Below are 25,081 nucleotides of genomic sequence, written 5' to 3'. Positions count from 1 at the left end.
TTAAAAATTTAAATGAAGTGAAACGCCATACGTATCACGAGATACATGAGGTAAATTCAAATAGGTTAACCTCCTTTTATATTCGACTCTCAATATTTTAAAAATATTATCAATCCCTACGATTCCTTCCATGTAGGGTTGATTGCCCATCACTTGTGTCTTGTAAATACCTTGATCATCGCGATCAAACTGGATGAGATCTTTATTTATATTGGGATTATTACGATCGCTCAATTTTCCATAATAAAACTTAAATCCTGTTACCTCACGCCATTTTAAGCGTTGTAATAAAGGGATTCGATTGAAAATGTAACCATCCCAATGGTGATAATATGCAAACTTAACGAAACGATCTGCAACAAACTCCATATTTGATATCAAATCAAAATTTTGTAATGGCCCTGATTTATCCGCCTGAATATCCGGCATTTCCAATAGCGGGTAATATAATGACCCCCATATCTTTCCAGCGCTCAGCTCCATATCTGCAGTTCCAGCAGGAGACAGGAAGACCTTTTTGAAAATTTTAAATCGCAAGGCATCATAGCGTTGATTTGCATTCCAGAATCCATCTAAACCTTTATTGTACTGCAATGTCAAAATCGGAAATTTATTACGGATTTGTGTTCTTACTAAATTACGATAATAGAACTGCTCTCCAGGAGCCCATCGCAAAGTAACCTGCACGTCATTGGTATTAATACCGGGAATAGTATCTGGCGATGCGTTTGAAGTAACAAAAGACAAATCACCAGCTGCTTTACGTTCGTGACGAGTCAAGGTCGACTTGACACTAAAATGATTGCCAAATTCGATCAAATGTTCTAATCTATAAATATCATTCCACAACCATTTAGTCGGTTTATTTCTTCTAAAAGACTGGAAAAACCCATCTCCTTTCAAATAGCTAAGACCACGACCAGGTTCCATAACGTCATGCTGAACAGTCGCTGAAAGATAATGCGCAGGAAACTGTACAATAGACTGACCGTTTAATGTATGCGCCACATTCAAATAATATTTCAGCTTATGATCCTTGGTGCCATAAGCAGTATACCCCTCGAAAAAGAATTTATTGGACAGTAACTCTGTAGTCCTTCCACCTAACCGTATTCTACTTCCCTCGATTTCATTAAAGCTATAAGTATACTCTAATGGGCCAAATTCAAATTTACCAACATTATAATAACTTCGCACGAGGAAATAACCTATCGCTATCAATCGATTGACAGATTTCATCTCGGATAGCGAATCAATATTGGTATAGGTATTTGCTTCTGTCTGTGTCAAAGGCACTACACGAACACGATCCCATTGAACAGTATCTTTTTGATCTACATACCGTTTCTCAATAGGAATACCGGAGAAAATTTCATCACTGATCGGATCATCTTTATATTTTGAGTAGTAAGTTTCTTTCTTTCCATACAACGCATTTGCTTTACTCGTTCCAAATAAAATCTGAAGATTAGATCGCTTAGGGATCATTTGACCAGCAGAATGCCTTTCAAACTCTAAACCGATATTGATGGAATTTACCCAATTGATATTTGCCTCTTCACCAAGTTCCATATCCGCATAATAAACAGCATATCGATCATCATCAGAAATCCAAATAGATCCTTTAAATAATACATCCATTTTTGACTTGGCTTCAAAATACAATTCAATATACTTGAGACCATTATGAACTAAAGTATCCTTAATGGAATACTTGTAAAATGATGGAGCATTTCCTGCTATTGGACTGAGAAAAGATTTACTGATCAACTGAATGTTGTTCTCATAAATGTCGATGTTTCGAAATTGATCTTGAAAATAACTTTGGATATTGGCATTATTGATATAACGCTTATTTAATTCCGTTACTTTATGACCTATAATGATTTTTTTCCTTCTAGAAGGTTTAAAAGTAGAATATACTTCTGAAACATTCTCTTCTAAGAAAAAAGGTAAAATAGAACTCCCTGGTATACTGATTGTATCTTTATTCTCAAACAAAAACCGCAACTTACGAGGGAGCTTATCTACTCTAGCTTTTAAATCTACAGTCCCGAATTGTGATTTCTCATACTCCTCGTATTGAATGTGGTTTAATCTGGAGATATGATTTGCGTCTTTATGAGCAATGACATTTTCGATTAATGCCAAAGCAGGATCCTTATATTTACGACCTTTAGCGTGGACCACTACTTCTCCGATCTTATTTTCTTTACCAAATAAAAAAATATTCAAAATAGAGTCTTGAACCACATTAAGATCAATTAACTTAAGTTCATAACCAACTGCCCGAAAGGCAATTTGATCAAATTCATCCCGCAGGGTAATATTAAAATTACCGAGGGTATCAGCAGAAGTACCACCATGATGACCACTCCAAGAAATACTAGCTAAAGGGATCCCTTTTCCAGTTTTACCATCGATGACACGACCTTTAATATTTCGTTGTGCGAATCCTAGGCTTGTCAAAATACCCAGCACAACAGCAATAATAAAAAGTCTTTTTATTGTAGTTATAATCGGTATTAAAAACATCATGAATATCTGCAATTACTTATTCTACTGACAATATACAATTTGTCTATAAATTATAGAGCATGAAATAAAAATAAAAAATGCATAGCTTATATAAACTATGCACGCAATATTCACAAATATTATACCATCTAAATTAACTCCATAAAACAATTAGGGTAGACACCGATTAAAATCGTTAATACGGTGGTCACAATAAAGAGCAAAACATAATTCATATTTATTGGAATATGCTTTCCTTCACCACCTCTAAAATACATCGCTACCACCACCTTTAAATAGTAGTAAACCGCAACTGCCGCATTCAAAACCGCTAAAATCAATAACAGAATATGATAATCAGCCATTACAGCGCTGAACATCATAAATTTTCCAATAAAGCCTGCTGTAAGTGGAATACCTGCTAACGATAGCATAGCTATAGTCAGGATAGCTGCTAAATAGGGGTTCTTTTTTGCTAACCCATTGAAGGACTCGAAATGATCTGAACCCATAGCGCGTTTCACTAAAATCAATCCGGCAAAAGCAGTTAGAGTAGCTAAAGAATAGGAAGCTCCGTACACAAAAATAGAATTGGCAGAGTTTATTCCTACACCAATAATAGCAAACAGCATATACCCTGCATGTGATATACTGGAATACACCAACATTCTTTTAAATGACGATTGCATTAATGCTGACAGATTACCTATAAATAACGTGATTATAGCGATTCCCAAAAAGATTGGTATCCAAAAATCCTGTAAAGGTAAAAGTGAGAAAGTAAACAAACGAAGCAATCCGGCAAAAGATGCAATCTTAACAACAGTACTCATAAAGCTGGTAATCAAGATCGGAGCTCCATCATAAACATCTGCAGTCCAGAAATGAAAAGGTGCGGCACCGACTTTGAAAATCAGACCGATAATCATCAATAATATACCGCTGTAAAAAAGTGGAGAGATCTCATTAGGATGACTGGTGACATAACCTTTAATCATGGCAAGATCAAAGGATCCTGAAGCGCCATATAATAAGGTGATACCGAAGAGCAAAAATCCGGTAGAAAACGCCCCCATAATGAAATACTTAATGGCTGCCTCATTGGAAGCAGGATCCTTTTTTCTTATCCCTACCAAAATATATAAGGCAACAGACATAATCTCTATTCCTAAAAACAATAGTGCCAAATTGTGGAAACTATTGACCAACACTGCTCCAGTTAAGGAGAATAATAATAAGGTATAATATTCTGCCACATGATCACTGGAAGACGTGAAATACCCTTTAGATAGTATAAAAACCAGGAGCGTAATCACGGTACAAAGTATGGAGAATGCTACCGCATAATGATCAAATAAGACCATGCCGTTATATAAAGGTATAGCTACTCCTTTCCAGTCATTGATCAATAGACCGATGACGACAAGGAGTCCAACTAAGGATACCGGTAATAATGATTTATTTGCTTTAAATAATCCTAAGTAAAGTACCAATAATGCTAATATTGATAATGTAATAATCGCCCCCATAATCGAATCTATTATTCGTAAAGTTTAAGTCTAAAATTATCTTCCGAGGAAGGTCGTTAATACAGCCAATGACTCTGAAGAAATATGCAATAAGCTATTGGGAAAAATTCCCAAATAAATAATCAATCCTGAAATGATGATTAATGTATATAACTCAACACCAGAAATATCTGCAAAAGTAGCTGTCCGTTCAGATGTTGTTCCGAGCATTGTTTTTTGATATAAGCGTAACATATAGACAGCTCCCAAAATCAATGTTAGCCCTCCAAAAACTGCGTACCACATGCCATAGTCATAAATCCCTTTTAAGAGTAAAAACTCACCGATAAAACCATTTGTTAATGGTAAGCCAATTGCGCCCATTACAATGATTAAAAACACAATAGCCAATCGTGGAGCTTGCTTTGCAATACCGCCTAAATCTCTTAAATCTCTTGAACCGGTTCGATCTTGAATGATATCAAGTACGAAAAATAAACCAACAACAGATATCCCATGATTAACCATCTGCATCATAGCACCACTCATACCCGTTAAATTCCAGGTAAACACACCTGCACTAATTAATCCGACGTGAGCAATAGACGAATACGCGATCAGTCGCTTAGCATCCTGTTGCTGGATAGCAATGATGGAAGCATATACAACAGCAAAAATGCATAAACCCATAGCAAGTTGACCATAGCTGGCAACAGCTTCCGGAACCACGGGCAATAACCAACGCAACAAACCGTAAACACCCATTTTCAACATAATCCCCGCTAATAGCATCGTGCCTGCAGCAGGAGCATGAGTATACGTATTGGGTTGCCAAGTATGAAAAGGAAAAATGGGTATTTTAATAGCAAAAGCAATAAAGAATGCCCAAAATATCCAACGTTGTGTAGAAGCATCCAAATCGAGTGATACAAAAGAATGCCATTCAAAATCATGAGCAGCAACCTGTTGGTGTAGATATAATATGGCAACCAACATCAATAAACTACCAAAAAACGTGTAGACAAAGAACTTTAAATTAACTCGAATTCGATCTCCATCACCCCACAATGCACATATAAAATAAATTGGAATTAAGGCTGCTTCCCACCCCACATAAAATGTAAAAGCATCCATTGCGGCAAAAACGAGCATCAAACCACTTTGCATGAAAAACATCAATGCATAAAAATTTCCTTTAAAAGATTTTTTGAAAGTAGTGAGCACGATCAGTGGCACTAAAACATTTGTTAAAACCAATAAGGGTAAACTAATACCGTCAATACCAATATGAAAATTTACGCCAAGAGCAGCGATCCATGGATAGGATTGTTCATAATTAAAGTCCCCTGAAGCATTGAATTGACAAATAAAAGGAATAGTCAGACCCAACGTGATCAGAGACAAAATCAACGCTCCCTTTTTCGCTAGTGTATGTTGACATACAAAAAGTAAAAAAATGGCGCCAATAGTAGGGGTTAAAATAAGTAAAAATAGGTTATCCATTGATTATCAAATAGCTATTACAATGTTAAAAACTCAACAAACCGTATATAAAAATGGCAATTGCCCCAACTACCATTAGTAAAAGATAGAAACCAACATTTCCACTTTGTAAAAGACGTACTCCCTTTCCTGTCATAAATGTTGATTTACCAATTGCATTAACTAATCCATCAATACCTGAGGCATCTACAACATGGGCAAAAAATACAGATAACCAATTAATCGGTTTCACAATTAATTGATCGTAGATTTCATCGACATAAAATTTATGATAAGAAAGCTTTGCAAGACCAGTCCTCGCCACTTGATCATGCTGCGGAACAACCCCTTGCTTGACATATTTATTGTAGGCAACAAAGGCCATGACCAAGACTCCTACAATAGATACGCCCATTAACATATATTCCGTACTATGCTCAATGGTATGCGTATGTTGTAGACGAGCACCATCTGCAAATACCGGTGATAAGAAATTAGCCAACCATGCATTTCCTCCTAATACTTCAGGAAGATTTAATAGGCCTCCGAAAATAGATAATACCGCCAAAATAATTAAGGGAAAAGTCATCGATTTGGGAGACTCATGTAGGTGATGCTGTTGCTCTTCCGTACCCCTAAAAGTTCCGAAAAACGTGAGATAAATCAATCTGAACATATAAAAAGCAGTCATCAAAGCTCCGGCAAATCCCAAAATCCAAAAAACTGGGTTAGCAGCAAAAGCATGAGCTAAAATTTCGTCTTTAGAGAAGAAACCGGAAAAGGGAGGAATCCCCGAAATGGCAATAGTACCAATCAACATCGTGATATAGGTGACAGGCAACGCTTTTTTTAAACCGCCCATCTTACGCATATCTTGCTCATTGCTCATCCCGTGAATAACTGATCCTGCACCTAAAAATAATAAAGCTTTAAAGAATGCGTGGGTCAATACATGAAAGAAAGCTCCAGTAAATGCACCTACTCCTAAGCCTAAGAACATATAACCTAGCTGCGACACGGTCGAATAGGCCAATACTTTCTTGATATCATTTTGTGTTAGTGCAACTGCTGCTGCAAAAAGTGCAGTGCAGACACCTACTATTGCAATGACCTGAAGCGTAAGAGGAGAAAGAACAAACATAATATTAGAACGGGCGATCATATATATCCCAGCGGTCACCATGGTAGCAGCGTGTATTAGAGCTGATACAGGTGTCGGTCCAGCCATAGCGTCCGGTAGCCAGGTAAATAAAGGGATCTGAGCAGACTTACCCGTCGCTGCAACAAATAATAAAAGTGTAATCGTTAATAAGGTCATATCCCCTACAGGATAGTTTTTTGCAGATTGAAAAACCGTTGCAAATTCTAAAGAACCAAATGCATTAAATATAAAGAAAACAGCCAAGAGAAAACCCAAATCACCAATGCGATTCATAACAAAAGCCTTTTTGGCTGCTGCGCCATAATCACTATTTTTATACCAAAAGCCAATCAATAAATAGGAACATAGTCCTACCCCTTCCCAGCCAATAAACATGACCAAGTAATTCGAGCCCATCACGAGCAGCAGCATAAAAAAGATAAACAAATTCAGATAGGCAAAATATTTGGCAAAGCCAGCATCCTGATGCATATATCCAATCGAGTAGATATGTATTAAAAATCCTATACCCGTTACAACGAGTAACATAATTGCACTTAAAGGATCGACCAGAAAAGAAAGAGAAATATCTAAATTCCCAATCTTGATCCAATCAAAAATATGATGCAGTATAATTCCACTTTCACCATTTATACGGTCCTCATAAATAGATGCAAATAGGGTACAACTCAATAGAAAGGAAACAAATACGGTAGCACTACCGATAAAACCTACCAAACCTTTTGAAAGTACCTGTCGTCCTAACCCATTAATCAGAAATCCAATCAAGGGCAATAAAGGAATTAACCAAATTAAATCACGCATAGCTATTATCTTTCTTTTTTTAATGCTCTAAATTACCAACGAAGTTTATGTAAAGACTCAATGTCTACTGACTTCGTATTTCGATATACCATAATAATAATCGCTAAACCGACTGCAACCTCTGCTGCTGCCAGCGCCATGATAAAGAATACAAATACTTGGCCCGACGCATCACCATGTTGTACTGAAAATGCGGCTAATAAAAGATTAACGGCGTTCAACATCAATTCAATCGACATCATCATAATGATGACATTGCGACGAATAAGAACACCGATAACACCAATGACGAAAATTATACTGCAAAAAATCAAATAATGATTGATTGGAACACCTTGTAATTGTTGAATTGCTGCTTCCATTATACTTTCCTTGTTTCTTTTTTCGCCAATAAAACTGCCCCAATCATAGCCGTTAACAATAGAATCGAAGACAATTCAAACGGAAGCAGGAACTCTTTAAATAACACTTTTCCCAAATTTTTCACTAAACCGATATCAGGATCTTTTACAATCAAAGGATTTGACAAGTCAAAAACTCGAAATGCACCAAAAAGAACAACTACCAAACAGCAACCTGCAATCACACCCATCATTTTTACTAGATTGGATTTCATAGGCTCTGTATCTTTATTGAGATTCAACAACATCAGTACAAATAAAAAGAGCACCATAATTGCACCCATATATACAATGAAATTCACCACAGCCAAAAACTGTGCATTTAATAAAATATAGTGAATGGTAAATGTAAAAAACGTAATTACGAGATACAGAACACTATGCACCGGGTTTTTCGTGAAGATGGTCATCAGCGCGAAAAAAATAGAAAGGAAAGCAACTAAATAAAAAACGGTCATAAGTCTTTGATTAACTATTCAACTTTGTAATATCAAATTTTGGTTCTACCAACTTATCTTTTCCATAAATGAAATCTTTACGTAAATAATCGGCGGTCACATGTGGTCCATCCAAATAAATGGCTTCTTTAGGACATGCTTCTTCGCAAAGACCACAGAAAATACAACGGAGCATATTGATTTCATATACTGCGGCATATTTCTCTTCTCGGTATAAATGCTTTTCATCATTTTTTCGCTCAGCAGCAATCATCGTGATCGCCTCTGCTGGGCATGACAAGGCGCATAATCCACAAGCTGTACAACGCTCACGCCCTTCTTCATCTCGTTTTAAAGAGTGTTGTCCCCTAAAATTTTTAGAAAAAGGTCGTTGTTGCTCGGGATATTTAATCGTAGGTATTTTTTTAAAAAAATGTCTTAACGTAATGGACAAACCTTTTACAATGGCTGGGAAATAAATCCTTTCCATAAAATTCATCGGTTTCTGTTCTAAAACTTTTTTCCTATTACTTAGTGGTTGCATAACTGATCCTTTCTATGAAAAATATGTATCCTTAATCAATGTAATAATTCCTGTTAAAACGATATTTGCTATGGCTAAAGGGATTAACATCTTCCATCCCAGATTCATTAATTGGTCATAACGGAATCTTGGTAAAGTCCATCGCACCCACATAAAGAAAAAGATAAAAGCAAATATTTTAATAAAGAACGCCAATACGCCTAGAATCGTTATCCAATTCTCCGAAAGACCTAAGTCATTCATAAAAGGGAAATTATACCCTCCGAAATAAAGAGAAGCCATTAATGCCGAGGAAACAAACATATTGATATATTCAGAGAACATATAGAGTCCCAATTTCATCGAAGAGTATTCTGTATGATAACCTCCGACCAATTCGGTCTCACATTCTGGCAAATCAAATGGAACACGGTTACACTCCGCAAAAGCACAAACCATAAAAATGATAAAGCCTAACGGTTGAGACCAAATATTCCAATTAACAAATCCCGATTGGCCTGCAACGATCTCTTTTAGGGATAGTGATCCTGTAATCATCAATAAAGCAATAATGGATAATCCCATCGCAATCTCATAACTGATACTCTGTGAAGCAGCTCGAATAGCCCCCATCAGAGAAAATTTATTGTTCGATGCCCAACCCCCTAACATAATACCATATACCCCCAATGCAATGACACCAAACATATAAAGAATACCGACATTCACATCCGCAACTTGTAGTGAAATTACACGATCACCGATCGTTAACGATTGGCCCCATGGAATAACAGCAGAACTGATGCATGCTGTAATGATAGCAATAGTGGGACCGATGATAAATAAAGCCTTATGTGCTCCGGCAGGAATGATTTCTTCTTTAAAAAAGAATTTCCCACCATCACAGAATGGTTGCAATAAGCCAAAAATTCCTGCTCGGTCTGGACCGTAACGATCCTGCATAAATCCAGCAATCTTACGCTCCGCCAATGTCGAGTACATCGCGATCACAAGTGTGACAACAAATACAATTGTGACAAGGGCAAATTTTTCGATGACAAATGACCACTCCATATTATTTCAATTTTTCAGTTCTAGCCAGTTGTTCTAAATTTTGTTCCTGTAGTACAGGATCATTTTCAATAACTGCTGGTGGATTAAAACGCGTGTAATGATTAGAAGCAATCACAGATTGATCGCTAATTGGCGTTGGTTCCTCTAATTTCCAATCGCGAGTTTCTTTTTTATCATAGCGACAGGTATTACAGATAAATTCTTCTACTTCACCAAATTCATCTTTCCTTGCGGTCACACGTATGACATCAGCCCCTTTATACCATAAAGTCACCTTACCTGAGCAAGTGGGACAATCACGATGCGCATCGACAGGCTTTGTAAACCAAACACGGTTCTTAAATCGGAAAGTTCGATCTGTCAAAGCACCTACCGGACATACATCAATGACATTTCCTGAAAAGTCATTTTCAACGACATTTTGGATATAAGTCGAAATCTCGGCATGGTCTCCACGTCCTATAATACCATGGACACGTTTATCTGTGATCTGATCCGCAACAAATACACAGCGATAGCATAAAATGCATCGATTCATATGCAATTGTATTTTCTCTCCAATGTCAATACGTTCAAATGTACGGCGATCAAACTCATAGCGTGTCTGCGCAGAACCATGCTCAAAACCCAAATCTTGCAATTTACACTCTCCAGCCTGATCACAAATAGGGCAGTCCAATGGATGATTTATAAGTAACATTTCGACGATAGCTTTACGTGCCTCGACAACATCAGGTGAAGTGATATTTTCAACTTCCATACCATCCATAACCGTTGTTCGACATGAAGCAACCAGCTTGGGCATCGGACGAGGATCTTTTTCCGATCCTTTTGATACCTTAACCAGACAGGTACGGCATTTACCCCCAGTGCCCTCCAATTTGGAATAGTAACACATCGCTGGAGGAACAATATCTCCACCGATCTGACGTGCCGCGTTCAAAATCGTAGTGCCTGGTGTTACTTCTACAGGAATACCATCTATAATAACTTTCAATTTTACCTCTTCTGCCATCTTCGTATCTCGTTTATCAATCTAATTAAGAAACAATCGGTACTAAAGGATCTGCATAATGTGCTAATCCATAATTTCTTGTCAATGCATCCTCTGGATGATTGATGTGCCATTCAAACTCATCTCTAAAATGACGAATCGCTGCTGCAACTGGCCATGCTGCAGCATCCCCTAAAGGACATATGGTATTTCCTTCTATACGTCTTTGGATATCCCAAAGCAATTCAATATCTGACAAACTACCATGCCCCGTCTCAATTTTATGCAACACTTTTTCCATCCATCCTGTTCCTTCACGACAAGGAGAACACTGTCCACAACTTTCATGATGATAAAAACGACTAAAATTCCACGTATTACGGACAATGCATTGATCCTCATCGAAAGCAATAAAACCACCAGAGCCCATCGAAGTTCCCGTTTGGAAGCCTCCATCAGCTAAGGATTCATAAGTCATTAATCGATTTTGACCATTCGCCGTTTTTAAGATCAAATTTGCAGGTAAAATGGGAACAGAAGAACCTCCAGCCACAACTGCTTTCAATTTCTTCCCATTTGCCATACCGCCACAATACTCATCGGAATAGATAAATTCTTCTACAGACAAACCCAATTCTATTTCATATACACCTGGTTTCAGCAAATTACCGCTGGCAGATATTAATTTTGTACCCGTACTCCGTTCAATACCAATTTTGGCATATTCTTCACCTCCATCATTGATAATGGGGACAGTTGCCGCAATTGATTCAACATTGTTGACAACAGTTGGACAACCGTATAAGCCAGCTATTGCTGGAAATGGCGGCTTTATCCGCGGGTTACCTCTTTTACCTTCTAAAGATTCCAACAGAGCGGTCTCTTCTCCACATATATAAGCTCCAGCACCCGGTTGAACATAAATTTCTAAATCATAGCCCGATCCCAAGATATTTTTACCTAAAAAACCAGCAGATTTTGCTTCCTCTATCGCCCGCTCCAGAATACGGATTTGGGGCATCATCTCACCTCTAACATAGATATAAGAAGTTTTAGCTCCCAAAGCATAGCTGGAAACAATCATACCTTCCAACAGTGCATGCGGAATGTGGGTCATCAAAAACCGGTCTTTAAAAGTGCCAGGTTCAGATTCATCACCATTGCAGACTAAATAACGAGGCACACCTTCTGGTTTTGCCAAGAAGCTCCACTTCATTCCGGTAGGAAATCCTGCTCCGCCTCTTCCACGAAGACCTGACTTCTTAACTTCTTCAACAACATCATCAGGAGACATCGTCTTAAGTGCTTTTTCTACAGCACGATACCCCCCTTGTTGACGATATACTTCGAAAGTTTGGATTCCCGGAACATCAATATGTGTTAGCAAAAGTTTACGTGCCATTTTAATTCGTTTTTGAGCTTAAATCATCTATTAATTGATCGACACTAGCTTCTGTCAAGTTTTCATAAAACGTATATTCAGGGCCTATCTGCAAGACAGGTCCATATCCGCATGCGGCAAGACATTCAACTCCCCGCCAAGAAAATAAGCCATCAGCCGTCACTTCACCTTCTTTCACACCCAATTTATTCTCCAGGTGCGTCATAATACGTTCGGCACCAACCAAACAACATGGTCCGGTACGGCAGACTTCCAAAACATATTTTCCTTGTGGCTGTAATAAGTACATCGTATAAAAGGTGGCCACCTCGTAGACCTCAATAGGTTCAATACCCAAATAGCCAGCAACTTTATTCATGGCATCAGGACTTAACCATCCAAATTCAGCCTGTACTAAATGTAAAATAGGAAGTAAAGCCGATTTTTGCCTTCCCTCTGGGAAACGCGCCACTACTTCAGCAAATTGATTTAGCAATGTTGAAGAAAATTCAACAATCTCATTATGTTTGACACTAAGCATCTAATTCTCCTGCAATAACGTTAAGACTACTCATATTAAGAATTGCGTCCGAAAGTAACATACCTGCACTCATAGGAGCAAACATTTGATAATTGATAAAAGAAGGCCGTCTGAAATGTAATCGATATGGCGTACGTCCACCATCGTGCACCAAATAAAATCCTAATTCTCCATTGGCACCCTCTACGGCATGATAAACTTCTGCCTTCGGAGTTTCCACCTCACCCATAACAATTTTGAAATGATAGATCAATGCCTCCATGTTGGTATATACCTGTTCTTTTGGAGGTAAATAGAACTCAGGAACATCAGCATGGAAAACTCCTTTTGGCTCATTTGCTATTTTAGATAGCGCCTGTTCGATAATCCGCATAGACTGCCACATTTCTTCGTTACGCACCATATAGCGATCATAGACATCACCTTTGGTGCCAACAGGGACTTCAAAATCAAACTCTTCATAGGAACAGTAAGGATTTTGAACCCGAATATCATAATCCACCCCTGTAGCGCGTAAAATAGGACCGGACCAACTATAATCCAAAGCCTCTTCCGCTGTCACAGAAGCTATACCGGAAGTACGCTCAATAAAAATACGATTACGATCAAACAACTCCATAAATTCGGTCAAAACAGGAGGAAATCGTTTTAAAAACTCTTCAATTTTTGCAAATGCAATATCATTGAAATCTCGTTCGAAACCGCCAATTCTTCCAATATTAGTGGTCAATCGCGCACCACAAATCTCTTCAAAAATCTCATAAATAAACTCTCGCTCTTGCATGACATATAAAAAGCCTGAAAAAGCTCCTGTATCAACACCAAGAATTCCATTACAGATAATATGGTCTGCTATACGCGCCAATTCCATCACAATAACACGCATATATTGTACACGTTTGGGAATTTCTATTTTTAATAACTTTTCAACAGTCATATGCCAGCCCATATTATTAATAGGAGCAGAACAATAATTCAATCTGTCTGTTAAAGGTGTTATTTGATAAAAAGGTCTGTGCTCAGCGATCTTCTCAAAAGCACGATGGATATAACCGATTGTTGACACGCCACTTACGATCCGCTCTCCATCAATCTGAACAACATTTTGAAACACGCCATGTGTAGCAGGATGCGTCGGACCAATATTTAAAGTGATTAACTCATCCTGAGGATCGTTATCTTCATATACAGGTTTATTGGGGGATATCTTGGTAATAAAATCGCTCATAATTGGTCTGCTTTTTAACTTTAACGGCCGAAATAAAGATCTTTCTTATCGACACGATTTGGATCTTCTAATGGATATTCTTTTCGCATTGGAAAGACTTCCATATCATCTACATTTAAAATCCGTCTTAAATCTGGATGACCCAAAAATTGGATTCCATAAAAATCATATGTTTCGCGCTCCATCCAATTTGCACCTTTCCAAATGGTAGTTGCTGTTGGAATTGCTGGATCTATACCATCCACCTCCACTTTAACACGAATACGAATATTATTAATCAAACTATTGACATGATATACAATTTCAAAAGCCTTTTTTTGATGTGGATAATGAACAGCAGTAATATCTGTCAGATGAATAAATTGTAATTCTTCATCATATTTTAGAAAAGTTAAAACATCAATAATGGCATCTACATTTACATGAACAGTCAAAAGATCATATTCATCACGGAGTGGTGAAACATCGGTACCAAATTGAGAAATTAACTTATCTAATAAATAGGTGTTATCAAATTTACTCATAAGTTTCTATTCCATATTTTTCTAACAAAGCTCTATATTCAGGAGTATTTCTTCTATTTAAAGACTCACTTTTCACAATATCCTGCAAACGTAGTACGCCATCTAAAATTGCCTCAGGTCTTGGTGGACAACCAGGCACATATACATCTACTGGAATGATTTCATCAATACCTTGCAAAACAGAATAAGTATCAAAAATACCTCCGCTAGATGCACAAGCACCCACAGCAATTACCCAACGTGGTTCCGCCATTTGTGTATAGACCTGCTTTAAAACGGGTGCCATTTTTTTTGCAATTGTACCCATTACCAATAGCATATCAGCTTGACGAGGAGAAAAGCTTGGTCTTTCTGCACCAAAGCGAGCAAGATCATAAGTTGACCCCATCGTGGCCATAAACTCAATTCCACAACAAGAAGTGGCAAAAGGCAATGGCCATAAAGAATTTGAACGCGCCAAGCCAATCGCTTTATCCAAACTCGTGGCAAAAAAACCAGCGCCCTCAACTCCCGGAGGTGCTTTGGCCAACTTAATATCGCTCATGGAAATATAATTTAAAGTGGTTTATAGTTGTGTGCCTTCGCACATATCAAAACTAACATTTTCTGAATAAAAATCAAGCGGTTAGCATAATTTAGAACTATTCTAATCCCAGTTCAATGCTTTCTTTTTGATGACATAGATGAATCCTAAAAGCAACATACCCATAAAGACAAACATCTGAATCAAACCTTCGAAACCAAAATCTCGAAAATTAACAGCCCAAGGATACATAAAGATAACTTCAACATCAAAAATGACAAACAAGATGGCCACTAAAAAATATTTGATGGAAAAGGGCTGTCTAGCATTGCCTATCACTTCTACACCAGATTCAAAAGAAGATAATTTGTTTTCAGTACGAACTTTGGGTCCAATTAAATGTGTAATAATAATGGTTCCAATACCAAATCCTGCTGCAACAATAAGTTGGAATAAAATTGGTAAATAATCAATTGGTGCATTTGCACTAACTTGTTCCATATCAAAATGTTTATATTGGTAAAACCTAAATTTAAGAAAAAAATAGGGTAAATCAAAAAAGGGTGAAACAAATGTTTCACCCTTTTTTCAAAATATTGATCAGCTTATTTTAAACCTTCTAAATAAGATTTAGCGCTTTCATTTTCAGGATCTAATTTTAAAACCTCTTGAAAACTAGCTTTTGCTTTTGCAATTTCATTTTTGTTATATTGATAGAAACCAATATAAGTATGCGCATCAATTAAATATGCTTTATTTTTCTCTTGTGTTCCTTTTTCATTAACCACTTGGATTAATTTTTCAAAAGGAGCTACGAAATCTCCTTTAGGTGCTTCTAAATTATCAGCTCCTAATGCTGAAAAAGCTTTGTAATACAATGCGGTAATTAGATACTTGTCTAATACTTCAGGCTTAGTCGCTTTTTCAATTATAGCTAATTGGGCTTGAGATTCTACAAAGGCAGCAATCGCTTCATCTCTTAAAGCTTGATTGATAACTTTTCCTTCCTCATCTTTACTTTCTTGATCTTTTTTGAAACCAATTAAATAGTTACCCTCACCAGCATAATAATTTGAATCATAGTAGTAGTCAGTATCAGGATACTTGGCGATGATTTCAAACAAAGATACTGCAGTTGCAGTTTCTTGATCTTGATATTTAGCAAAGGCCGTTTCTGCCACTTCAGCTAACAATTCTTTATCTGCATCGATTGCTTTCTGAATATGAACGATACCTGACTCCACTTTTTTGTTTGCGACATCAGATAAACCGGCATACATATGATCTAATGGAATGATACGTGTAGCATCCATCTTAGCAAACATTTTTTCTAAATATTCAGCAGATTTTGTGTATTCTTTATTTCTAAAAGCGTTATAAGCTAAGTAACGATAGATTTTTGGATCTACATCAGGATTTTTAGCTAACTCCTCTGAAACAGTTCCTAACTCATCATATTGTCTAGCATATACCAAGAAATCGGCGTAACGAATCTTTGCTTCCAAAGAGTTATCTCCATTGACTTCTAAGTATTTTTTATACTGCTCAACCCCTTTTTTATTCAATTCTACATATTTCTCATCAGATGTACCTGGAGCTTTTGACCACATATTGTAGGTCTCTGCTAACTCACGGTAAGTAGGTGCATATGTAGGATTTTCTTCTGTAATGGTCGTTAATTGAGCAATCGCCTCATCATAAGCCTGTGCACCACGAACGATAACAGCGAGACCAATTTTTGCACGAACTGATGCAGGATCTAATTCAGCAGCATCACTGTAGCTTGTATAAGCACTACTTGCTTCTTTCAATCCTCTATAAGCATCACCTAATGCCAATGGAATAGCAGCATCTTTAGTATTCTTTGCTTTGGCTTGTGTTAAGTAATCTAAAGCTTTTGCATAGTCTGGCTCTGGAGCTTTAATATAAGCACGTCCAATTTCCAACAATTCTTCGTAATCCTTTTTCTTTAAATTAGCACTTGCAGCAGAAAATTTAGACTCAGCAGATGCTTTGTCCTTTTTCAATAAATCAATATAACCCAAACCAACATTGTTAATCAATGATTTTGGATCAGCTGCTAAACCTTGATTAAACATAATCGCTGCTGAATCAGGCTTATCATTAACTAAATAAATCTGACCTAAATAGAAGTAATTATCCCCAACTTTAGCTTGTTTACTTACTAATTGTTGCAAAATTGTTTTTGCCTTACCGTAGTTTTCTGTTTCAATAGCCGCTCTAGCATCCTTTAAACTTTGTGCACTTGCTGTGCCAACAGAACCTGCTAATAACAGACTAAATAATAATTTACTGTTTGTCATAATCTATTGTTGTACTATTTTATATTCTAATTTAAACTATTTTCTTCTCTTATGATAATCTCTCTACCTGGCATTGTCACAGGAAGCAAACCTGCTTTTAATATAATGCGTTGTCCCCTGTCGCCCGTTAAGAAAGCACTAAACCCTAGACCCAAGCCCATATTCGGTTGATAATTCAAAACATAAATAGGTCTCGTAAAAGGGTACAATCCCAAAGACATATTGGATTGCGAGGGTTTATAAAACAAACCATCTTTCTTAGCGCCTAATGCATTTTCAACGCTCAATGTACGAATTTTATTCAATAAATCAGATTTTTTTTGAGCCATATCCAATATCCAATTGTAACCTACAATACCGATACTACCTTTATTTTCGCTAACATATTTAATAACATCTTCATTCTTTTCCAATGCGGAAATCGATGCCGGATCTATCTTATTTATAGATAAGTATTCCTTCAAAAATCTCAATGTACTGGAGTTAGCATTATCAAAAACCACCTTATACTTACCTTTAAGCTCACCACTTAACAATGATTTAACGTCAGAAAGAGTAATTGTAGTATCTGCATCAGCAATATTATTTATCAATACCACTGCATCACTTCCTATTTGATACTCTTTGGGTATAATTTTTCGATCTTTAAAATTTTTACCTTCCGCTTGAGTCAATTTACGGGTCAAAATAATAACACTAGATGAATCAGCAAGCAAGGCATTCACGGCTTTAATTTCGGGCTTAGCGAGTAACTGAATAGTTGCATCTGAGTAAGAACTTTGAAAAACATCAACTTGTTCCTTAAGAATCGGATATAATGTCTCATCAACAAGGACATTTACTTTACCTCTTAAAATATCCTGAGTCGGAGCTGTTGTTTCTTGTTTCTTGGAACGATTACAACTTCCCAAAATTAAAATCGCGACTAGCAATGTTAAAACTATTTTAAAGCTGTTTTTCATATGGCAATCAATTAATAAATAATGAAGATTTCAGATTCGTAATAAGGGCTTAATTAAAATTACTTTGCCATAGCCTTACAAAACGCAGAAAGGAATAAACAATAAGTACAATACCAAACAAAGTTTTATATGTTGGATTGATATCTAAAGGTAAATCCTTCCAAAAGATAACTAAGAGACCTAAACCAAAGTATAGGCCGAACATAAATAGTCCTAAAATAGACAGAAATCGCTTTATAGGCGATTTCTGTCTGTAATTTGTATTATTTGAATTAAAATTCGCCACTAATTACTGATTAATTGTGTTTAGGCGGATAGGTAATGTATAAGCTACACGTACTGGACGACCATTTTGAATACCTGCTCTCCATTTTTTAGCTTTTTTCAACAACCTAACTGCAGCTTCACCTGTACCATATTTAAGATCGCGTTTTACAGAAATATCTGTTAAACTACCATCCTTTTCAACGACAAAGGAAACCTCTACTACGCCATTAATTCCATTTTCCAAAGCTCCAGAAGGATACTCATATGTATCTCCTACCCATTTCATAAATGCTGCCATTCCTCCAGGAGGTTGAGGTTGCACCTCAACAGCATTAAAGATTTGGTCACCATTTGGATCACCATTTGGATCACCTTTGGAAACACCTGCAGTAATAGCACCATCTTGCTTCTTAGTACCAAATTCACCTCTTGCTACTGAAGAACCTGCCGCACTACCTTTTAAGGTCATACGTGCTGGTGATTTTTTATCATCCTTGAACTCTTCCTGAGCAGCAACTTCCTCTTTTACCTGAGCAGCCGGAGCTACTTTTGGCTCTGGAAAACGTACCAAATCTTCTTTTGGTATATCCATTGCAACTTGTTGAGGCTTCTCTTCCTCAATTGGAAGTGGCTCTTCTTCTTCTGGCTCCGGTGGTTTAATTTCCTCCAAATCCTCTAAAGTCACTTCGGTAATAACTGGAGCGGCTTCAATAGGTTTATCAGGAAATAGACTTCCTCCGAATAATTTAAGAAGACTTAATAGTACTACGGCAACTACCACTGCCAACAAACCAACGTTGGTAGCTTTAGGAGCTAGTTTACGAAGCTCATAAGCTCCATACTCCTTATTTCTGCCTTGAAATACTACATCAAGCCATTCCTTTTTAAAAATATCTAATTTTGACCCAATCATATTTCTATAGTTTTCGTGATTTGTATAAAGACTAACTTAGTCATTATAGATATTATCACGTTTTAAAACATCTATTTCTTCAGGACTAATTTTCGCAATCATATAACGTTTAATATCTACGATCTTCATCTCATCAAGGATGTCAACAAGATCTTTTTGTGTAGACATATCACTAGGTCTGATAATCACGATTACATCTTTTCCGCCCGCAACACGAGGAACGTAAGCTTTTTTCTCAATTAAAACCTTGCGTATACCATCAGCGCCGAATCCTGCAACCGTAGGACCTTCTATAGGTGCTTTAACCTGTCCGTAATACCAAGAAACTTTGTTGTCAGATCCTAACAAAACAGTTACCGAACGATTATCTGCTGTTAATACTTCAGATTGCTCATCTTTAACTTTGTTTTTATCAGGCATCGCAACATCCATTGCTTGTGGTTTATTTAAAGACGTAGTTAGCATGAAGAAAGTAATCAATAAGAATGCTAAATCAACCATGGCTGTCAAATCGACTTTACCACCGTTTTTCTTTGATCTTACTTTACCACCTTTTCCGCCCTTACCACTGTCTTGATTTAATTCTGCCATTTATGTCTTTTTATTAAATCAACACTATTTATCTTCAGCACGTAAACCAGTAATAAAACTGAATTTATTTTGCTTTTGATTACGTAATGTTTCGATTACCGCATTAATTGAAGGATACTTTTCTGCACCATCAGCTTTAATAGCAATTTTTAACGGTCCTGGATCAACAAAATCTTTGTTACTTTCCTTTTCCTTATTCAATTCTGCTGCAGCTAAACGTGCCGTTTGTACCCACTGGTATAATTCATTTGATAATGTTTCTGTACTATCAACTGGTATACCATTTTGAACCCCTTTTTCAAGACGCTTGCTTGGTTCCATTCCCAATACTTGCTTAATAGCTTTCATTGGAGCGCCAACATTTTCCATCAACGCAAATTGGTCGTAATCTTGTTGAGAAAACTGCACACCATATCTGGAAGACATTTTCTCTAAAGTTTTAACCCTAACATCACGATCTGTAGCGCCAAAGAATACTTTACCTTTATCTCCAATGGTAATGATACCAACATTAGAGTCTGGTAATTTATCTTTCGTCGTAGATGCTGGCGTATCTACCGGAAATGCTTCCGGTTGTTTTGCCGTTGATGTCATTACGAAGAATGAAAGAAGCAAGAATGATACGTCACACATCGCGGTCATATCAATGGAGGTACTGGCTCTTTTTACTTTTGCTTTACCCATTTTTAAACTTCTTTATAAATTAATTATTCAATCTCTTACTATATGATGCATTTGAAATTCATATTCCATAAAATAAAATTTCAAAAATCATATATTTTACTATTTGTGGTTCGCAGCGTACGTTTGTACGATAGAGAATCCAGCTTCGTCGATTGAATAAGTTAATTTATCAATTTTTGCAGTCAAGATATTGTACATTACAATCGCAATTGTAGAAGTACCGATACCTGTTGCTGTATTGATTAAGGCCTCAGAGATACCATTTGCTAATTTAGCAGAGTCAGGAGTACCACCAGTTGCTAACGCGCTGAAGGCCTTGATCATACCTGTTACTGTACCTAATAAACCTGTTAATGTACCGATAGAAACTAATGTAGCGATTACGTTTAAGTTTTTCTCTAACATTGGCATTTCTAATGCTGTAGTTTCTTCGATTTCTTTTTGAATTGCAATTGTAGCTTTTTCTGTATCTACTGCAGTATCAGCTGAAACTGCTTTGTATTTTACTAAACCAGCTTTGATTACGTTTGCAACAGAACCTTTTTGTTTGTCACACTCAGCAATAGCTGAATCTAAATTGCCACCGTTAATTAATACTTGTACTTTTCTTACGAAATTACCAACATTTCCTGTTCCAGAAGCTTTTCCAATTACGATGAAACGCTCGATAGAGAATACCCATACCATAAAGAATAAACCTAATAAAACTGGTACTACAGCACCTGCGTGATAAACCATTCCTAAATAGTTACCTGGTAAAGGTTGGTTTTCTGGATTATTATCAATAAAGTTTGAAGGACTACCCATCACAAATTTCCATAAAAGGTAACCGAGAATGAAACAAATGATAATTGCAGCTTGTGCAAAGAAAGAACCTGAATTATTGCTCTCTTGTTTTGCAGCAGGACTTGTTTTAGGTGCGTTTGCCATTTTTCTAATTTTTTAGTTTTTTACTGTTGTTAAATATAATATGTTTTTTTTAATTATATGCTTTTCTAAGTATTCGTTTTAAAATTTGTCAAGCAAATATAGTCTTTTATGCCATATTTAAAATCTTAAAGCGAAATAAATTAGAAATATAAAAGAGACTTTAATTTCCCTTTACAATTTCTTAATATTCAGTTATCACCTCAGCGGTTCCGACTAGAATTTATGTGCTTCGCATCGTTTATCAGGAGAAAGCAATAAATTTTTTACAATGAAAATCATTTTTTTTTGATATGCAAGAAAACAAACGATTTAATTTCAAATTCAAGTAACCGCTCACTCACCACCTTCTAACCTATCAACCCTCTTTAAACAATGCTAAAACGATTATTAATAATTAATTTACAGATGGTTACAAGGAATATAGCCGCTTAAGTGCATTCTTTTTAGATCTAAATAATACCATATTACCCACCGACCAATTTCACTTTGTATCCTTCTGAAAGTAACAACTCTGAAATTTTCTGTTTAAAATCTCCTTGAATCACGATTTGAGCATCTTTGGCACTACCACCAACTCCGCACTTCTGTTTTAAAAATTTCGCCAACATCTCCAGATCTTCTTGCTTACCTCTAAATCCACTAACCAAAGTCACGACCTTACCTTTTCGCATTTTACGATCCAATTGAACTTTAAGCTGTTGTTGCTGATTAGGAAGTGTTTCTAGATCTTCTAATAATTCAGAAAATTGATATTCAAAACTGTTGTCTGTTGAATATACAACGCCTTCATACTGTTGTTTCTTATTTTTACTCATAACTTTATTTAACAAATAACTTTTAAAGCCTTCGAAATAATACCGATATTCAGGCAATTACCCAAGTCAACTGGCTCACCATCAATATGTACGACAGATTTATCTGCCGTCTCGATCATAATATTTTTACCTGGTATTATTTCTACATAATCTGACTGGTCAGCCGATTTATTGAATAAGTGAAACAACATTTTTGGTAAAATATACATTGGAAATTGATGGACAATACACACATCTAATATCCCATCATTAACTGATGCCTGCGGTGCGATGTAGGCATTATTACCATATTGAGGTGAATTAGCAACAGAAATCATAAAAGCTTTACGCTCATATTCCTTACCATCAATGCTCAATCGATATTCACATGGCTTGTATTTACTTAGTACATTGATCGCTGATTTTAAATAGCCCAAAGGTCCTCGAATATTCTCATTAGCAAAATTTTCACTGACCGATGCATCAAAACCTAATCCAGCGATATTAAAGAATTTTCTATCGTTAATGGTACCACAATCCACTTCGACAAATTCAAATCTATTAATACGACGAATTGCAGCAGTTTCATTTAACGGTATACCCAAATATAATGCAAGACCATTGCCCGAACCCTCCGGCACAATACCCAACGGGATACCACTCTCCGCTAGCGCAGAACCCAATTCGTTAATAGTTCCATCTCCCCCTACTGCGATCACCGCATCATACTGTTCTTCAATAGCACGCAAACCGATTTCATACGCATGATTTGCATAAGAAGTCTCTTGAAATGTAGGATCAAACTTTTGTAAATCAAGCACATCTAACACCTGCTTCTTAAATGATGTCTTATGCTTACCTCCCGAAATCGGATTGATAACAAACAGTATCTGTTTACGTTCTCCCATAAATCAAATATACAGTTATTCGCTAATTTCTTAAAACAATGTCAAAATTCTTAATTAAGATCCATTTGATCCATCAATTTAAAACTATTATACAAGAAATCTTTAATCTTAACAGAAAGTATTGTAGTTTTGTGTCGACAATAAAAAAATGTGGATTGATTTGCGTAGTTTATTCTTAATGAGAATATAATGAGAATATAACAGGAGATTGCAACCACAGTAAAAAAGTGCTAAAACCATCATATAGCAAGGCTATTTAGTACTTTTCTATTGAAAACCTCTCCAACGCAAATCCTTATTATATAAATAAAAAAGGTAATATGGCTTACTTATTTACGTCCGAATCTGTTTCAGAAGGACATCCAGACAAAATTGCTGATCAAATTTCAGATGCGCTGATCGACAATTTTTTAGCTTGGGACGAAGATGCACGCGTTGCAATCGAAACTTTAGTAACAACTGGACAAGTTGTTCTTGCTGGGGAAGTGAAATCAAAAATATATTTAGACGTTCAAAAGATAACCCGTTCAGTAATCGAACGTATTGGTTATACGAAATCTGAATATATGTTTGAAGCAAATTCTTGTGGCGTACTATCAGCAATCCATGAACAGTCTGCAGATATCAATCAGGGTGTAGATCGTAAAGCAAAGCAAGATCAAGGAGCTGGTGACCAAGGAATTATGTTTGGATACGCTAGCAATGAAACAGACAACTATATGCCTCTCGCTTTGGATCTATCGCATCGATTACTGTATGAATTAGCCGTACTGCGTCGTGAAAATAAAGAAATCACCTATCTGCGTCCAGATGCCAAGTCACAAGTAACCTTAGAATATACAGAAGATCACAAACCTGCTCGTATTGATACCATCGTAATCTCAACACAACACGATGACTTTTCGACAGAAGAAGAAATGCGTGACCAAATTACTGCTGACATTAAGAATATTTTAATACCAAGAGTCAAAGCTCAATTAAAACCGGAGTTGCAGAGTTTATTTAATGATGAAATCAAATTTCACATTAATCCAACAGGAAAATTTGTCATTGGTGGTCCCCATGGAGATACAGGTTTAACTGGTCGTAAAATTATTGTAGATACTTATGGAGGTAAAGGCGCACATGGGGGCGGAGCTTTCTCTGGTAAAGATCCTTCTAAAGTTGATCGCTCGGCAGCATATGCAACTCGTCATATTGCCAAAAATTTAGTTGCAGCAGGCATTGCAGATGAGATATTAGTTCAAATTTCATATGCTATTGGCGTAAAAGACCCTATGGGTATTTACGTAAATACCTATGGTACAGCCAAAGTGAATTTAAATGATAGTCAAATTGCATCAAAAATAACCGAGATCTTTGACATGACTCCTTACGGAATTGAAACTCGGTTAGGTTTAAGAAATCCGATATACTCTGAGACAGCTGCCTACGGTCACATGGGTAGAACTCCTAAAAAGGTTACCAAAGAATTTGAAAACTCAAATGGAGATAAAAAAGTAGTCGAAGTAGAGCTATTTACTTGGGAAAAATTAGATTATGTTGATCAAGTAAAGACGTCATTTGGTCTATAATTAAAAAATATATCATAAAAAAAGGAAGTCAAAAT

General features: G+C 36.5%; 24 protein-coding genes. 1 reads left to right on the top strand and 23 read right to left on the bottom strand.

What is annotated here, in order from left to right; genetic code table 11:
* From MUB18_RS05395 to MUB18_RS05285, 23 genes are all read right to left on the bottom strand, one after another.
* Positions 1-2,538, bottom strand: a complete 2,538-nt coding sequence (locus MUB18_RS05395; protein WP_248755179.1) for a DUF5686 family protein — start codon at positions 2,536-2,538, stop codon at positions 1-3.
* A 128-nt stretch (positions 2,539-2,666) separates the two neighbouring features.
* Positions 2,667-4,046, bottom strand: coding sequence for an NADH-quinone oxidoreductase subunit N (locus MUB18_RS05390; protein WP_248755178.1), 1,380 nt, complete (start codon positions 4,044-4,046; stop codon positions 2,667-2,669).
* 36 nt (positions 4,047-4,082) lie between these two features.
* On the bottom strand, positions 4,083-5,528 hold the full coding sequence (locus MUB18_RS05385; RefSeq protein ID WP_248755177.1) for a NuoM family protein: 1,446 nt from the start codon (positions 5,526-5,528) through the stop codon (positions 4,083-4,085).
* Between the two features lie 25 nt (positions 5,529-5,553).
* Positions 5,554-7,473, bottom strand: a complete 1,920-nt coding sequence (gene nuoL, locus MUB18_RS05380; protein ID WP_248755176.1) for an NADH-quinone oxidoreductase subunit L — start codon at positions 7,471-7,473, stop codon at positions 5,554-5,556.
* A 32-nt stretch (positions 7,474-7,505) separates the two neighbouring features.
* Positions 7,506-7,835, bottom strand: a complete 330-nt coding sequence (gene nuoK, locus MUB18_RS05375) for an NADH-quinone oxidoreductase subunit NuoK (RefSeq protein WP_045753750.1) — start codon at positions 7,833-7,835, stop codon at positions 7,506-7,508.
* Positions 7,835-8,332, bottom strand: a complete 498-nt coding sequence (locus MUB18_RS05370) for an NADH-quinone oxidoreductase subunit J (RefSeq protein ID WP_094771699.1) — start codon at positions 8,330-8,332, stop codon at positions 7,835-7,837. The genes nuoK and MUB18_RS05370 overlap by 1 nt, the downstream gene beginning before the upstream one ends.
* Positions 8,333-8,342: 10 nt before the next feature.
* Positions 8,343-8,855, bottom strand: a complete 513-nt coding sequence (locus MUB18_RS05365) for a NuoI/complex I 23 kDa subunit family protein (RefSeq protein ID WP_045753752.1) — start codon at positions 8,853-8,855, stop codon at positions 8,343-8,345.
* Between the two features lie 12 nt (positions 8,856-8,867).
* Entirely contained in the window at positions 8,868-9,908 is a 1,041-nt protein-coding gene (nuoH, locus tag MUB18_RS05360) for an NADH-quinone oxidoreductase subunit NuoH (RefSeq protein ID WP_248755175.1), read from the bottom strand.
* Position 9,909: 1 nt separating this feature from the next.
* Positions 9,910-10,923, bottom strand: coding sequence for a 2Fe-2S iron-sulfur cluster-binding protein (locus tag MUB18_RS05355; protein WP_045753754.1), 1,014 nt, complete (start codon positions 10,921-10,923; stop codon positions 9,910-9,912).
* Between the two features lie 25 nt (positions 10,924-10,948).
* Positions 10,949-12,304, bottom strand: coding sequence for an NADH-quinone oxidoreductase subunit NuoF (gene nuoF, locus MUB18_RS05350; protein WP_045753755.1), 1,356 nt, complete (start codon positions 12,302-12,304; stop codon positions 10,949-10,951).
* Position 12,305: 1 nt separating this feature from the next.
* Complete coding sequence (nuoE, locus tag MUB18_RS05345) at positions 12,306-12,824, bottom strand: complex I 24 kDa subunit family protein (RefSeq protein ID WP_045753756.1); 519 nt, start codon at positions 12,822-12,824, stop codon at positions 12,306-12,308.
* Entirely contained in the window at positions 12,817-14,052 is a 1,236-nt protein-coding gene (locus MUB18_RS05340; protein ID WP_248755174.1) for an NADH-quinone oxidoreductase subunit D, read from the bottom strand. The genes nuoE and MUB18_RS05340 overlap by 8 nt, the downstream gene beginning before the upstream one ends.
* A gap of 20 nt (positions 14,053-14,072) precedes the next feature.
* On the bottom strand, positions 14,073-14,576 hold the full coding sequence (locus tag MUB18_RS05335; RefSeq protein ID WP_248755173.1) for an NADH-quinone oxidoreductase subunit C: 504 nt from the start codon (positions 14,574-14,576) through the stop codon (positions 14,073-14,075).
* Positions 14,569-15,120: an NADH-quinone oxidoreductase subunit B gene (locus tag MUB18_RS05330; RefSeq protein WP_045753758.1), complete on the bottom strand. Its 552-nt coding sequence runs from the start codon at positions 15,118-15,120 to the stop codon at positions 14,569-14,571. The genes MUB18_RS05335 and MUB18_RS05330 overlap by 8 nt, the downstream gene beginning before the upstream one ends.
* Positions 15,121-15,222: 102 nt before the next feature.
* Complete coding sequence (locus tag MUB18_RS05325) at positions 15,223-15,600, bottom strand: NADH-quinone oxidoreductase subunit A (RefSeq protein WP_045753759.1); 378 nt, start codon at positions 15,598-15,600, stop codon at positions 15,223-15,225.
* A gap of 104 nt (positions 15,601-15,704) precedes the next feature.
* Entirely contained in the window at positions 15,705-17,423 is a 1,719-nt protein-coding gene (locus MUB18_RS05320) for a tetratricopeptide repeat protein (protein ID WP_045753760.1), read from the bottom strand.
* Positions 17,424-17,449: 26 nt separating this feature from the next.
* A complete protein-coding gene (locus MUB18_RS05315) occupies positions 17,450-18,385 on the bottom strand; it encodes a PstS family phosphate ABC transporter substrate-binding protein (protein ID WP_248755172.1) in 936 nt (311 codons plus the stop codon).
* Positions 18,386-18,674: 289 nt separating this feature from the next.
* Positions 18,675-19,565: an energy transducer TonB gene (locus tag MUB18_RS05310; protein ID WP_045753762.1), complete on the bottom strand. Its 891-nt coding sequence runs from the start codon at positions 19,563-19,565 to the stop codon at positions 18,675-18,677.
* Positions 19,566-19,601: 36 nt separating this feature from the next.
* On the bottom strand, positions 19,602-20,156 hold the full coding sequence (locus tag MUB18_RS05305; RefSeq protein WP_045753763.1) for an ExbD/TolR family protein: 555 nt from the start codon (positions 20,154-20,156) through the stop codon (positions 19,602-19,604).
* A gap of 24 nt (positions 20,157-20,180) precedes the next feature.
* Positions 20,181-20,840 carry an ExbD/TolR family protein gene (locus MUB18_RS05300; RefSeq protein WP_045753764.1) on the bottom strand — a complete coding sequence of 220 codons (660 nt, stop codon included), beginning with the start codon at positions 20,838-20,840 and terminating at the stop codon, positions 20,181-20,183.
* A 99-nt stretch (positions 20,841-20,939) separates the two neighbouring features.
* Positions 20,940-21,770 (bottom strand): MotA/TolQ/ExbB proton channel family protein, encoded by an 831-nt coding sequence (locus MUB18_RS05295; RefSeq protein WP_094771701.1) that lies wholly within the window; start codon positions 21,768-21,770, stop codon positions 20,940-20,942.
* 464 nt (positions 21,771-22,234) lie between these two features.
* Positions 22,235-22,585, bottom strand: a complete 351-nt coding sequence (locus MUB18_RS05290; protein WP_045754005.1) for a translation initiation factor — start codon at positions 22,583-22,585, stop codon at positions 22,235-22,237.
* An 8-nt stretch (positions 22,586-22,593) separates the two neighbouring features.
* Entirely contained in the window at positions 22,594-23,472 is an 879-nt protein-coding gene (locus MUB18_RS05285) for a diacylglycerol/lipid kinase family protein (RefSeq protein ID WP_045754006.1), read from the bottom strand.
* Positions 23,473-23,792: 320 nt separating this feature from the next.
* Between MUB18_RS05285 and metK the strand changes: the two genes are divergently transcribed.
* The gene (metK, locus tag MUB18_RS05280; protein ID WP_045754007.1) at positions 23,793-25,046 is read left to right on the top strand and encodes a methionine adenosyltransferase; all 1,254 of its coding nucleotides are present in this window, start codon (positions 23,793-23,795) and stop codon (positions 25,044-25,046) included.
* The last annotated feature ends 35 nt before the right edge of the window (positions 25,047-25,081 follow it).

The sequence above is a fragment of the Sphingobacterium sp. PCS056 genome (assembly GCF_023273895.1).
Classification (GTDB): domain Bacteria; phylum Bacteroidota; class Bacteroidia; order Sphingobacteriales; family Sphingobacteriaceae; genus Sphingobacterium.
The sequence above is the reverse complement of the archived record's forward strand: the minus strand, read 5'-3'. Positions and strand labels throughout refer to the sequence as shown.

Bases quoted from the DNA above. Each gene is read 5' to 3' on its own strand.
- MUB18_RS05395 (WP_248755179.1), bottom strand. From the start codon at position 2,538: ATGATGTTTTTAATACCGATTATAACTACAATAAAAAGACTTTTTATT.
- MUB18_RS05390 (WP_248755178.1), bottom strand. From the start codon at position 4,046: ATGGGGGCGATTATTACATTATCAATATTAGCATTATTGGTACTTTAC.
- MUB18_RS05385 (WP_248755177.1), bottom strand. From the start codon at position 5,528: ATGGATAACCTATTTTTACTTATTTTAACCCCTACTATTGGCGCCATT.
- nuoL (WP_248755176.1), bottom strand. From the start codon at position 7,473: ATGCGTGATTTAATTTGGTTAATTCCTTTATTGCCCTTGATTGGATTT.
- nuoK (WP_045753750.1), bottom strand. From the start codon at position 7,835: ATGGAAGCAGCAATTCAACAATTACAAGGTGTTCCAATCAATCATTAT.
- MUB18_RS05370 (WP_094771699.1), bottom strand. From the start codon at position 8,332: ATGACCGTTTTTTATTTAGTTGCTTTCCTTTCTATTTTTTTCGCGCTG.
- MUB18_RS05365 (WP_045753752.1), bottom strand. From the start codon at position 8,855: ATGCAACCACTAAGTAATAGGAAAAAAGTTTTAGAACAGAAACCGATG.
- nuoH (WP_248755175.1), bottom strand. From the start codon at position 9,908: ATGGAGTGGTCATTTGTCATCGAAAAATTTGCCCTTGTCACAATTGTA.
- MUB18_RS05355 (WP_045753754.1), bottom strand. From the start codon at position 10,923: ATGGCAGAAGAGGTAAAATTGAAAGTTATTATAGATGGTATTCCTGTA.
- nuoF (WP_045753755.1), bottom strand. From the start codon at position 12,304: ATGGCACGTAAACTTTTGCTAACACATATTGATGTTCCGGGAATCCAA.
- nuoE (WP_045753756.1), bottom strand. From the start codon at position 12,824: ATGCTTAGTGTCAAACATAATGAGATTGTTGAATTTTCTTCAACATTG.
- MUB18_RS05340 (WP_248755174.1), bottom strand. From the start codon at position 14,052: ATGAGCGATTTTATTACCAAGATATCCCCCAATAAACCTGTATATGAA.
- MUB18_RS05335 (WP_248755173.1), bottom strand. From the start codon at position 14,576: ATGAGTAAATTTGATAACACCTATTTATTAGATAAGTTAATTTCTCAA.
- MUB18_RS05330 (WP_045753758.1), bottom strand. From the start codon at position 15,120: ATGAGCGATATTAAGTTGGCCAAAGCACCTCCGGGAGTTGAGGGCGCT.
- MUB18_RS05325 (WP_045753759.1), bottom strand. From the start codon at position 15,600: ATGGAACAAGTTAGTGCAAATGCACCAATTGATTATTTACCAATTTTA.
- MUB18_RS05320 (WP_045753760.1), bottom strand. From the start codon at position 17,423: ATGACAAACAGTAAATTATTATTTAGTCTGTTATTAGCAGGTTCTGTT.
- MUB18_RS05315 (WP_248755172.1), bottom strand. From the start codon at position 18,385: ATGAAAAACAGCTTTAAAATAGTTTTAACATTGCTAGTCGCGATTTTA.
- MUB18_RS05310 (WP_045753762.1), bottom strand. From the start codon at position 19,565: ATGATTGGGTCAAAATTAGATATTTTTAAAAAGGAATGGCTTGATGTA.
- MUB18_RS05305 (WP_045753763.1), bottom strand. From the start codon at position 20,156: ATGGCAGAATTAAATCAAGACAGTGGTAAGGGCGGAAAAGGTGGTAAA.
- MUB18_RS05300 (WP_045753764.1), bottom strand. From the start codon at position 20,840: ATGGGTAAAGCAAAAGTAAAAAGAGCCAGTACCTCCATTGATATGACC.
- MUB18_RS05295 (WP_094771701.1), bottom strand. From the start codon at position 21,770: ATGGCAAACGCACCTAAAACAAGTCCTGCTGCAAAACAAGAGAGCAAT.
- MUB18_RS05290 (WP_045754005.1), bottom strand. From the start codon at position 22,585: ATGAGTAAAAATAAGAAACAACAGTATGAAGGCGTTGTATATTCAACA.
- MUB18_RS05285 (WP_045754006.1), bottom strand. From the start codon at position 23,472: ATGGGAGAACGTAAACAGATACTGTTTGTTATCAATCCGATTTCGGGA.
- metK (WP_045754007.1), top strand. From the start codon at position 23,793: ATGGCTTACTTATTTACGTCCGAATCTGTTTCAGAAGGACATCCAGAC.